Annotated in this window: 6 protein-coding genes; 3 read left to right on the top strand and 3 right to left on the bottom strand. The window is 61.4% G+C overall.

All coding sequences use genetic code 11. The features are described 5' to 3' along the window. Window positions 1-98: 98 nt before the first annotated feature. Together DWV43_RS09345 and DWV43_RS09350 are read right to left on the bottom strand one after the other, a co-directional pair. Window positions 99-1610 carry a nucleoside hydrolase-like domain-containing protein gene (locus DWV43_RS09345; RefSeq protein WP_117818308.1) on the bottom strand — a complete coding sequence of 504 codons (1512 nt, stop codon included), beginning with the start codon at window positions 1608-1610 and terminating at the stop codon, window positions 99-101. A 263-nt stretch (window positions 1611-1873) separates the two neighbouring features. Continuing rightward, on the bottom strand, window positions 1874-3211 hold the full coding sequence (locus DWV43_RS09350) for a prolyl oligopeptidase family serine peptidase (RefSeq protein WP_117818310.1): 1338 nt from the start codon (window positions 3209-3211) through the stop codon (window positions 1874-1876). Between the two features lie 490 nt (window positions 3212-3701). On the opposite strand from DWV43_RS09350, the gene DWV43_RS09355 reads away from it, so the two are divergent. Next, a complete protein-coding gene (locus tag DWV43_RS09355) occupies window positions 3702-5129 on the top strand; it encodes a PTS transporter subunit EIIC (RefSeq protein ID WP_117818312.1) in 1428 nt (475 codons plus the stop codon). Window positions 5130-5337: 208 nt separating this feature from the next. Continuing rightward, window positions 5338-6651, top strand: a complete 1314-nt coding sequence (locus DWV43_RS09360; RefSeq protein ID WP_117818314.1) for a DUF4038 domain-containing protein — start codon at window positions 5338-5340, stop codon at window positions 6649-6651. A gap of 189 nt (window positions 6652-6840) precedes the next feature. On the opposite strand, the gene mgtA is transcribed toward DWV43_RS09360, so the two are convergent. Then, window positions 6841-9609: a magnesium-translocating P-type ATPase gene (gene mgtA / locus DWV43_RS09365; protein WP_117818316.1), complete on the bottom strand. Its 2769-nt coding sequence runs from the start codon at window positions 9607-9609 to the stop codon at window positions 6841-6843. Window positions 9610-10046: 437 nt separating this feature from the next. Between mgtA and pyrE the strand changes: the two genes are divergently transcribed. Further along, on the top strand, window positions 10047-10727 hold the full coding sequence (gene pyrE / locus DWV43_RS09370; RefSeq protein WP_117818318.1) for an orotate phosphoribosyltransferase: 681 nt from the start codon (window positions 10047-10049) through the stop codon (window positions 10725-10727). The last annotated feature ends 467 nt before the right edge of the window (window positions 10728-11194 follow it).

Genomic DNA, 11194 nt, shown 5'->3' on the forward strand with positions numbered 1-11194 from the left:
CAGCCATAAAAAAGCCTCCCATTTCTTGTGTCCAAGAAATGGGAGGCAGTTCATTGGCGCCTGGGGACACTCTTTGTCGAATGTGGGCGTCGCCCTTGCTATGCCACAGTCACGGCGACCTGGGCGTAGCGGCTGCAGGGGCGCTCGGCGCGCGTCTGCACGGTAAGCGTGAGTACGAAGCGGTCACCGGGCTGCGCGTCGGCGGGCACGATGAAAGCGGTGTCCACCGTGCATCCTTGCCACATCGACAGATCCTGGACGCCTGCATAGCTCGATGGGTCTACGGCCACATCCCAATGTGCATCGAAGCCCTTGTCGTCGGGATCGACGATGGTTGCCGCAAGGGCGACGCGCTCGCCGGCTGCGGCGCTGCGGTCGGCCGTGACCTCGACAACATGTGCCGGATGCGAGCAGATGGCCGGATCATGGGCGCACCATTGCGCGCGGGCGGCAAAGTTTTCCTGATAGGCACGCAGATAGGGATTGAGATTGTCGTCTGCGGGCGTGCCGATGGAGGCAAAACCGGCGGGCGCGCTCGCATCGGGGTGTCCATCAAGAAACATGCGGCCCAGCAGCGTATCGAAGTCGCGGTCGTCGATGCCGCGCAGGCCAAACGGCAGCAGTGGAATATAGGTCATGCTGTCGCCTTCGGCCATAAAGTCGCCGCGCTCAAACTGCACCGCGGGCATGCCTTCCAGGCCCCAATCCAGGCGGGCATGCTTGCCAAACTGAAAGCGCTCGGGTTCGTTTTCGTAGACCTTACCATCGCCATAGAGCATATAGCGTGCCATGAGGGGGCCGTTGCCCTGCGTGAGATTCTGCTCGGGCCAGGGAGCCTTAAACAGCGGCAGCGTATCGGGCTGAGCTGTTTTGGCGTCGAAATAGTTGCCATACATATAGGGCGTACGCCAAAAGATGAGCTCGGGAAAGAGCTCGCGCCCATGGTCGAGCCACGAGTTGTCCTGTCCCACGCCATCGGCAACGCCCATCACGCGCACCTTCTGATAGACCTGCTGCTGCACGGCGGGCCACTCGGGCGTGGCGCGATAGCGCTCGGCAATACTCATGAGGGCGCGAACGATCGTATTCATACCACCCCAGCTGAGCAACCATAACGTACGCGGATCATCATCCAGAATCGCCTGCGCAATTACGCGAGACCCCTCAGTTTCCTCAGTCACATCACCCTCAAAGGCAACATTTCCCACAAACGTACGCTCGATCATCTGGGCAGGCGTGGGAAACGGCGGTTCACCGGCGGCGTCCGCATTTGCCTGCAACTGCGGCCAAGCCTGGGCATATTCATTACTCCAGAGACTCTCAATCCAATGCTCGGGAAACGGCCGATACTCACGAAGCTCGCCAGCCAGCGGATCGGGCTCATGAGGCACAACAGCCCACTCATAAGAGCGCCGCCCTTTGGTCCGCCAATGCGAATTCACCTCGCCGAGCGTATGAACCCCATCCCCAAGAAAGTGATACTGCGAAGCCGTATACACCACAGCCTGAACATCAAGCAAGTTGAGATACAGAGCCAAATGAACAAGCGAGTTCATATCATCGACTTCCATATCAGTGGTAACAATCACCCGAGTCAACTTCTGGGACATAGGAACAGCTCCAATCAAAATCAATTCAGCCAGTTACACGCAAGGCAAGACGGGACCCACGCTCACATCGCCACCGACCCGGCGGTCCGCCGGAAGCGCCCGGCCAGGGCCAATGACAATGGAAACGCAGCGGGGACCGGGGTTTAGCTTTGCAAACATTCCGCAGGGGGCATGGGGCGGCGCAGCGCGAAGCGCAAGGCGCCGGCCCATGCATGCCCGAGGACGTTTGCAAAGCTAAACCCCGGCCCCCGCGCTGGGACAGATTACCGTTCGACCCTGGCCGACCACTCCCAGCAGCCCACCGGCTCACCGTCGATGAGTACGTTGCCCCCGTCGAAGTCTTGATAACACAGGTCGTTGAACTGGTGGATCCACACGCCGTGGTTGAACGTCTTCTTGGCCGAGCCGTCGGCCTCGCGATACACGCCGGTCAGGTCCTCGACATGGCTAAAGTAGGTGAGATGCACGTTGGCGCCGGCACCGCGCAGGCGCGCGAACAGCGGCAGCACGGTCTGTTGCGGTGACACAAGCTCGTCGCCCTTGGAGTGCGTAAACCACAGCGGCGTCTTGGCGAGCGCGGCCACGTCCTCGTCCGTGGCGTTGTACCACGGGGCGCAGCAGGGAAGGCCCGCGGCGAAGAAATCGGGGTAGTCGGCGCACAGGCGCAGGGTCATAAAGCCGCCGTTGGAAAGACCGGCGACCACGATGCGGTCGGTGTCGATGCGGTCGGCATGCTCGGCGACAAACTCGTCGATAAGCGCCTTGAGCACGGAGGAGTAGATGCTCTGGTTGGAGCGACCGAGTTGTTCGACGCCGTTGTCCATCCAAAACGTGGGCGACTGCGGCACGAGCACCCAGGCAAAGCCGCCAAAGTAGCGCTGGATCTGCGCCTGGCTAATGGCCGTCACGCGGTTGCCGATATAGGCGCGCGTAGCGCCTTCGCCTTGCGTGGCGCCCTTGCCCTCGCCGGCGCCGTGCAGATACACCACGAGCGGTGCCCTTTGGGGCACGACCGTCGCCTCGGGCGCAAAGGGGTTGAAGCATGCCGAGTCCTCGGCCTTAAAGCTGGGCTCAAAGAAGCCGTATTCGAGCGCGATACCGTCGACGGCGGTCTTTTGCGTGTCGTTGCTCCAGCCTTTGAGCGCAGGGCAGATATCGCCACGGCAGGTGTCGAAGACCAGGCCGCAGGTGGGATCGTCGCCGTCGTTGCCGGGAAGAGCCGCGAGCTGCGTGATGTGCAACTGGTCATCGAGCATGCGCGAGCCCATGACGCCGCCTTCGATCTTTTTGGTCAGGCGCTGCTCGGCGACCTCGAGCGCCACATGGGTGCCCACGGCGAGCTTACGTCCGTTCTCGTCGCACGGATATGCGGCGAGAATGTCGATGTAACCCACGGAGGGCGCGGCATGGTCGGCGCCGCGTTCCTTGCGCATCAGAACATCGCCCGAGCGCTCGTGACGCTCTACATATATATGGAAGGTGTTCGCGTCGATGTCGTTGGCGCGCACGGTGCAGGGCAGGTCGAGTACGACCTTGCTGATCCAGGGGCCAAAGTCGCCCAAGGTGGTGACGGTTGCGTAGGTACACAATTTGAGTTCCATGAGCTGCCTCCCTTGCGCCGCGAATGCCTGGCATCTGCGGCAATACAAACTAAACATGTTTAGTGTAATCTAGAATTGAAGAATAACCAGATGAACTCGGTAAACGGCAAAATTGAACACGTCGTGAACTACTAAACGTATGTTTACTAGCTTCTAGCAGGGATTCTGTTGATGAGTTAACAGATCAGTGAGGTGTTCATCAAAATAAAATCCCACGTAAATGGCTATATATCAATAGAGGGTCAAAGAGACCATCTCCCGCCATTCAAATACGTTCACCCCCGATTTCCTACCGTTCACCGGACTGTAGACGGCAAAATTGCCATAAATTCGGCGCTCCGTGTAAACTAAAGCCCGTAAACGTTCAGTAAACACCTTGTTTACAAAAGCGTATCCAAGGGTCCGGCAACCGTAAGGGGTTATAGTCGCCGGGCCAAAGGCGTGCCTAAGCCCAAGGGGGCTGGCACACGAAGATATGGGGAGGGGTCCCATGGCAGTAGATAACAAGCAGATTGCCACCGATGTCCTCGAGCTCGTGGGCGGTGCGGAGAATGTTTCCGTTGCCACCAACTGCATGACGCGCCTGCGTCTGACGCTCAAGGATAACAGCAAGGCCGACGTGGAGAAGATCAAGAAGGTCAAGGGTGTTCTGGGTTGCCAGTTTGCCGGCAGCCAGCTCCAGGTCATCATCGGCCAGAACGTGCCCAAGGTGCTCGCCGAGTTCGTCGCCATCTCCGGTGTCAAGCAGGGTGAGGCCGTCAACGAGAACCTCGATGCTCCCAAGGAGAAGTTCGAGCTCAAGAACCTGCCCAATATCATCCTCGACTATCTGTCGGGCTCCATGACCCAGCTCATCCCGCTGCTCATGGCCGGCGGTCTGTTCCGTACCATCGCGGCCGTCCTCGGCCCCACCATGCTCGGTGTGCTCTCGGCCGACGACCCGACCTATACGTTCCTCTACACCACGCTGTACGAGGCCACGTTCACCTTTATCCCCATCTACCTGGGTTATGCCGCGGCTAAGAAGCTCGGCGCCAGCCCGGTGCTCGGCATGCTGCTCGGTGGCGCCCTCATGGCTCCTTCCGTGGTGAGCGTCGCCACCCAGGAGGGCGGCGGAATCATCTCCGTCTACGGCATCCAGATCGCCGCTGCCAACTATCAGCAGTCCGTCCTGCCGATCATCCTTTCGGTGCCCGTCCTCTACTTCATCGAGAAGTTCTTTAAGAAGGTCATGCCCGACGTGCTCTCCACGGTCTTCACGCCGTTCTGCACCATGATCGTCACCATCCCCATCGCCTTCATCGTCCTCGCTCCGATCGGCAACGAGATCGGTACGCTGATCGCCAACGCCCTCTTCGGCCTTGCTGACCTTGGCGGCATCGGCATCCTGATCGTCATGGCCATCCTCGGCGCCTTCTGGCAGCTCTTCGTGGTCTGCGGCATGCACATGCCCGTCATCCTGCTCGCCCAGGTTCAGATCATCGCTGCCGGTTACGATCCCTTCGTCTTCGTTTCCACCAACTGCGCTATGGCCGCTGTCTGGGGCTGCGCCTTCGGTGCCTTCCTCAAGATGAAGAACCCCGACGAGAAGTCTCTCGCCATCGGTTACGTCATCTCCGCCATCGCCGGCGGCGTCACCGAGCCCGCGCTCTTCGGCATCCTCATGCGCTTCCGTCGCACCATGTTTGGCATGTTCATCGGCGGTGCTATCGGCGCTGTGTTCTCCGGCCTCATGGGTGTTACCTACTACCTCGCAGGCGGTGCCTCCAACTTCCTGGTCTTCACCAACTACCTGCAGGGTGGCCAGATGAACACCGTCTGGGCTATTGTTGGTATGGCAATCTCCTTTGTCATCGCCGCTGCCGTCGTCTTTGCCTGCGGCTTCTCCAAGGAGGAACTCGCCGAGATGGAGGCCTAAGGCCAAACCGTTCGGTCACATATGACCTCACCTACACGACAGGGCCCCGTCAGGCGTAAGCCCGGCGGGGCCCTTCTTGCAAGGTAGACTGATGGGGCGGACGGTATTCGCCCGCGATGGTTTGCCAAGCGGCGGGGGCTTTCGCGCGGGGTTACCGCGAAAGCCCTCGGCGGTTCGCAAATCCTTTATCAAACGAAAGGACATGCAGATGAGTTTGGGAAAGCTGACCGTCAACGGTCGCCAGGATGGCTTTTTGTGCGAGGGCAAACCGTTCTTCTGGTTTGCCGATACGTGCTGGAGCGCATTTACGAGCATTGCCGAGGATGACTGGAACTACTACCTGACCCGCCGTGCCGAGCAGGGCATGAATGTGCTGCAGATCAACACGCTGCCGCAGTGGGACCGCTGCTGCCCCGACCTGGGCATTTGGCCCTATGCCAGCGAGGACGGCGTGCACTTTGATTGGTCCCGTCCCAACCAGGCATATTGGGACCGCGCCGCCGCCATGTGCCGTGCTGCCGTCGAGCACGGCATCCGTCCGGCGCTCGTGCTTATGTGGTGCAACTACGTGCCCGGTACCTGGGGTGCCAAGATCGCCGAGCGTTGCGGCGCCGAGGTTATGCCGCGTGAGGAGGTTCGCGTCCACGTTGCCCGCGTCGTCGAGAACCTGGGCGAGTTCAACCCCGTCTACGTGGTGACGGGCGATACCGACTTTGCCGGCGACGAGGCGATCGCCTATTACGAGGACGCGCTCGACGAGGTCGTCAAGCGCGCGCCCGAGGCGCTGCGCACCATGCATATCAACCGCGCCAATCGCACCATTCCGGCGCAGTATCTGGACCGTCTGGACTTTTATATGTTCCAGCCCGGCCACAACTACGAGGGCCAGCCCGAGGCATGGCGTCTGCCGCAGGACTTTATCGCCAACTACCCTAAAAAGCCGATGGTCAACTCTGAGCCTTGTTACGAGCAGATGGGTGCGTCGCGCAATGTGTACTGGCGCTTCACCGCGCAGGATTGCCGCGCGAGCGTATGGTCGTCGATTCTTGCCGGCGCCAGCGCGGGTGTGACCTATGGCGCGCACGGTGTTTGGAACTGGCAGACTAGCAAGAGCCAGGGCTCGGTGTTGGGCGAGGGCTTCGATATGCCGTTCCGCTGGCAGGAGTGTCTGCAGTTTGCGGGCGTTTGGGACTTTGGCGCGATCGAGCATGTGCTTGCCGGCCTGGGTGCTACGGCTGGCGACGACGCACTTGCCGTGGTTCCGGCGCAGGAGCTCCTCGATGACGCGCGCGAGGCCATTCGTGTGGCGCGCGTTGGCGATCGCGTCGTCACGTACCTGCCGCGCACCACGGCGCTCAAGTTTAAGCTCGACGGCGCGCGTGGCTGGACGGCGACGGTCCTCGACATGGAAGACAAGCGCGTCGCCAAGCTGCCCGTTCGCGACAACGGTGACGGCACCGTGCGCGTGGCTCAGCATCCCTTTGAGCACGACGCCCTGGTGATCCTGACCCCTGGGCGCTAACGGCTCTTCTCCAACATTTACAACCCAGTCCCTTTCATAAGGCTGCGACGGAATGGTTCCTGCATGACGGCTTTAAGCTGTCAAGGGGAGCCATTCCGCCGCACTCATTGGGGACGTGCTTAAATGAGTGGTTTAACTTGAGACGGGACTTTTTGACCGCCTGATGGGTCGCGCGCCACAATTCGGGCGCTACAGTAGCTCGCCGTGGCGGGCAATGTAGCGGCGCTTTGCCAGCTGGGTGAGCGCGATGTAGGCGGCGACGATGCCGATGAGCAGCGCGAAAAAGCTCGTGGGCAGCGTCGTAAGGCCGAGCGCATCGGCGATGGGGCTTGCCGGCAGCCAGGTGACGAGCGCCAGGCCCAGCACGGTGAGAACGCACAGCGCGGGCGCGGCGTGGTCGCGCGGGCTCGGCAGGCGCGGGGAGCGCGGCATGTGGATCACGAGCGTCTGCGACCACATGGACTCGACAAACCAGCCGCTCTGGAAGAGCGTCGCAAAGGCCGCCATGCCTGCGGCGTTGCCCGTCCCGGCGAGCTCGGACCAGCTTGCGCCTACGGTGGCAGGGCACACCACAAAGAAGAGCGCGGCGAAGGTTACGATGTCAAACAGCGAGCTCACGGGACCCAACTCGAGCATAAAGCCCTTAATGGACGCGGCGTCCCAGGCGCGCGGACGGGCGGTCCAGGCGTCATCGACGGTGTCCCACGGCAGCGCGATACACACGATCTCGTAGACCAGCGACAGCAACACCAGCTGCAGGGCGCTCATGGGCAAAAACGGCAGGAACAGGCTCGCGACGGTCACGGACAGTACGTTGCCAAAGTTGGAGCTCACCGTGGTCTTGAGGTACTTGAGCAGGTTGCCGTAGGTGCGGCGGCCTTCGATGATGCCGCGCTCGAGCACGCCCAGGTCCTTCTGAAGCAAGATGATATCGGCGGATTCCTTGGCGATGTCGACGGCCGAATCGACCGAGATGCCGCAGTCGCTCGCGCGCATGGCGGCGGCGTCGTTGATGCCGTCGCCCATAAAGCCCACGGTGTGACCGAGCAGCTCGCGCATGACGCGCACCAGACGCGCCTTCTGCAGCGGCGAGAGCTTGGCGAAGAGGTGGGTGTGCTCGGCGCGCTCGGCAAGCTCGGCGTCATCGAGCGCATCGATCTCGGAGCCCAGCAAGACATCGCTCGCGTCGATACCGATCTGCTCGCAGACGGTGGCGGCGACGCGATCGTTGTCGCCGGTCAGGACCTTGACCGCCACGCCCTTGGCCTCGAGGGTGGCGACGGCGCCCGCGGCACTCGCCTTGGGCGGATCGAGGAAGGCCAAAAAGCCCATCAGCACCATGTCGCACTCGTCGGCGATGCCAAATTCGCCCACGCAGCGCGGATCGGTCTTCTGCGCCACGGCAATCACGCGCAGGCCCTCGGCGTTGAGCCCGGCGACCTGCTTGCGAATCTGGGCGAGCTTCTCGTCGGTGAGCGGCTGAGCGATGCCATCGACCTCGACAAAGGAGCAGATCTCGAGCATTTCCTCGGCAGCGCCCTTGGTAACCATCTGGGTTTTGCCTTGGGCGTCGCCGGCAACTACGCTCAGGCGACGGCGCGAGAAATCGAAGGGAACCTCGTCGACCTTGGTATAGCGGTCGCGCAGACTCTGGCCCAGCATGGAATCGGGCGCGACGGTCGAGGGCGTCACATCGGCACGGTCGATAACGGCCAGGTCGATAAGGTTTTTGAGGCCGGTCTGGAAGAAGCTGTTCAAAAACGCATGGCGCAGCACGCGCGCGTCCTCGTTGCCGTCGGTGTTGAGGTAGCGCTCGAGCACGATGCGGTCTTCGGTGAGGGTGCCGGTCTTGTCGCAGCACAGGACGTCCATCGCGCCGAGGTTTTGGATCGCCGGTAGCTCCTTGACGATAACCTGGCGACGGGCGAGGTCCTTGGCGCCCTGCGACAGGCTCGAGGTCACGATGACGGGGAGCATCTGCGGCGTGATGCCCACGGCCACGCTCGTGGCGAACAGCAGCGCGTCGATGACGTTGCCCTTGGTGGCGACGTTGATGGCAAAGACCGCCGGCGCCATAACGAGCATCAGGCGCACGAGCAACATGGAGACGCTCGAGACGCCGCGGTCAAACGCGCTCTTCTCGCCGCGCCCGTTGAGCATCTTGGCGATGCCGCCCAGGTAAGTGTCCGAGCCGGTGGCTACGACAAGTGCCATAGCGGTGCCGTTTTGCACGGAGGTGCCGGTAAAGACGATGTTCTTGCAGGCAGAGAGCGGCAGCGCGGAGCTGTCGGCACCCTCGGCGACGGTGATGGCAGCGGTCTTTTCGACGGCCTCGCTCTCGCCGGTGAGTGCGGACTCGATCACAAACAGGTCGCGCGCGGTGATGATGCGGGCATCGGCCGGCACCATATCGCCGGCAGAGAGACGGATTACATCGCCGGGGACGAGCTCGTCAAAGGGGATCTCGATACGCTCGCCGTCGCGCAGGGCACAGCAGGTGTTGGAGGCCAGGTCCTTGAGGGCCTCGGCCGCATTGCCGCTGCGGGCTTCCTGGATAAACTTCATGCCGCCCGATACCAGCAGCATGATGCCGATGACGATGACCGTGGAGGGGTCGCGCTGGGGCTCGGGCACGGCGAGCACGTCGATGTAGAGCGAGACCAGTGCGAGCGCGGCGAGGATGCCGGCGAAGGGGTCGATGAACGCGTCGGCGATGCGGCGGGCGAGTGTCTTGGTCGGCGCCTCGATGGTGTTGGGGCCGACGGCGTCTAGGCGCTCGGCGGCGTGCTCGGTACCGAGTCCGCCAGCCCTGGCGTCAAGCAGCACGAGGGCGTCCTCGGCGCTATGGGTGGCGGCGAATATGGTGTTCTTGGACAGGCCGGTGTGAGCGGCAGGGCGCGCCGTGCGGCGGCGCTTGGAGATAGCTTCGAGTACCGTAGCGGTTTTGAGCATCAGCATAGGGTCCTCCTTGTTGAAGGGAGTTAGCGTACGTGTCGTATTTGCTTCAAAAAACCTAGATGTCGCTCACGTCATGCTCTCGAACCGCCACAAAGGGGACAGGCACCTTTGTGGTGGTTTTGACGATCGGTTCGTGGCGCTTATGCGCGTGCGGAATCCTCGCGGCGTGCCGAGGGCGACATGCAGGTTTTTCGACTATGACTGCCTTCCATGGCACACCTCCTTAAGGCCGGGCGCGGCGCGCTTTGGGTATCTCGTACCCGTTTTAATCCGCCCGTATTTTTGATGAGGGGGTTTGCCGTGTCAACCCCTTTGTTTGGAAAACCATTGCCCCTGACAAAGCCTTTACAGAATGCTGAGGCCCCAAAGCGCGCCCGCACCGACGCCCTGCCTGCGCTAAACTGGAAGGCACGTACGCGATTACGAGAGGAGCCCGCATGGAGGCTTACAAGCAAGAGTTCATCAAGTTTATGGTTGAGTCCGACGTCCTTAAGTTCGGCAGCTTTACGCTCAAGAGCGGCCGTCAGTCCCCGTTCTTTATGAACGCCGGCGCTTACGTGACGGGCTATCAGCTCAAGAAGCTGGGCGAGTATTACGCCCAGGCCATCCACGATAGCTTTGGCGACGACTTTGATGTCCTGTTTGGGCCGGCCTACAAGGGCATTCCCCTGGCCGTCGTGACCGCCATCGCCTACCACGAGCTGTACGGCAAGGAGGTCAAGTACTGCTGCGACCGCAAGGAGGCCAAGGACCACGGCGCCGACAAGGGCAACCTGCTGGGCTATGAGCCCCAGGACGGCGACCGTGTGATCATGGTCGAGGACGTCACCACCAGCGGCAAGTCCATCGACGAGACCTATCCCAAGGTCAAGGCTGCTGCCGATGTCGAGATCAAGGGCCTGATCGTGTCCCTCAACCGCATGGAGGTCGGCAAGGGCGGCGTGACCACCGCGCAGAAGGAGATCGAGGCCAAGTACGGTTTCCCCGTCGCGAGCATCGTCTCCATGGCCGAGGTCGTCGAGACCCTTTACAACCACGAGATCGACGGCAAGGTTGTCATCGACGACGAGCTCAAGACCGCCATCGACGCCTACTACGAGCAGTACGGCGTCAAGTAGGTTCCGCCGTTCTACCGAACGGCGGACCGGCCGACGCTGCGCGCCGCCCAGGACGACAATTTGTCATTCAAAAGGCAAGGCATGACCAAAAGGTCTATGCCTTGCCTTTTTCATGCCAACTTGTTCGTCCTGGACGTCGCTCGCTGTCGTTGCCAAAACATCGGGGCTCTCGCTGCCGTTGCCCAGTCATTGGGGACAGACATAAATGAGTAGTCATTGGGGACGTTCTTAAATGACTACTCAGGATGAGTGTCCAAAAAACCGCGCTCGTTCGATTGGCGCATGTCTACGCAGCGTAGGTTGTCGAGCCTGGCCTTCAAATGGATACTGACTGTCGAACCGGTTCACTCCATTTCTTCAATTTGATTGGACAGCCCATGAACCAGACACGGCAAACCAATGCCTCCCATACTTTTTGGCTCTGTTAGACCACATTTGACACGATCGGCTGTTCGTCGAACCGGGAA

Source organism: Collinsella sp. AF05-9, assembly GCF_003465595.1.
GTDB lineage: Bacteria > Actinomycetota > Coriobacteriia > Coriobacteriales > Coriobacteriaceae > Collinsella.

Excerpts from the sequence above, each read along its gene's own strand:
- DWV43_RS09345 (WP_117818308.1), bottom strand. The coding sequence starts at position 1,610 with ATGTCCCAGAAGTTGACTCGGGTGATTGTTACCACTGATATGGAAGTC.
- DWV43_RS09360 (WP_117818314.1), top strand. The coding sequence starts at position 5,338 with ATGAGTTTGGGAAAGCTGACCGTCAACGGTCGCCAGGATGGCTTTTTG.
- pyrE (WP_117818318.1), top strand. The coding sequence starts at position 10,047 with ATGGAGGCTTACAAGCAAGAGTTCATCAAGTTTATGGTTGAGTCCGAC.
- mgtA (WP_117818316.1), bottom strand. The coding sequence starts at position 9,609 with ATGCTGATGCTCAAAACCGCTACGGTACTCGAAGCTATCTCCAAGCGC.
- DWV43_RS09355 (WP_117818312.1), top strand. The coding sequence starts at position 3,702 with ATGGCAGTAGATAACAAGCAGATTGCCACCGATGTCCTCGAGCTCGTG.
- DWV43_RS09350 (WP_117818310.1), bottom strand. The coding sequence starts at position 3,211 with ATGGAACTCAAATTGTGTACCTACGCAACCGTCACCACCTTGGGCGAC.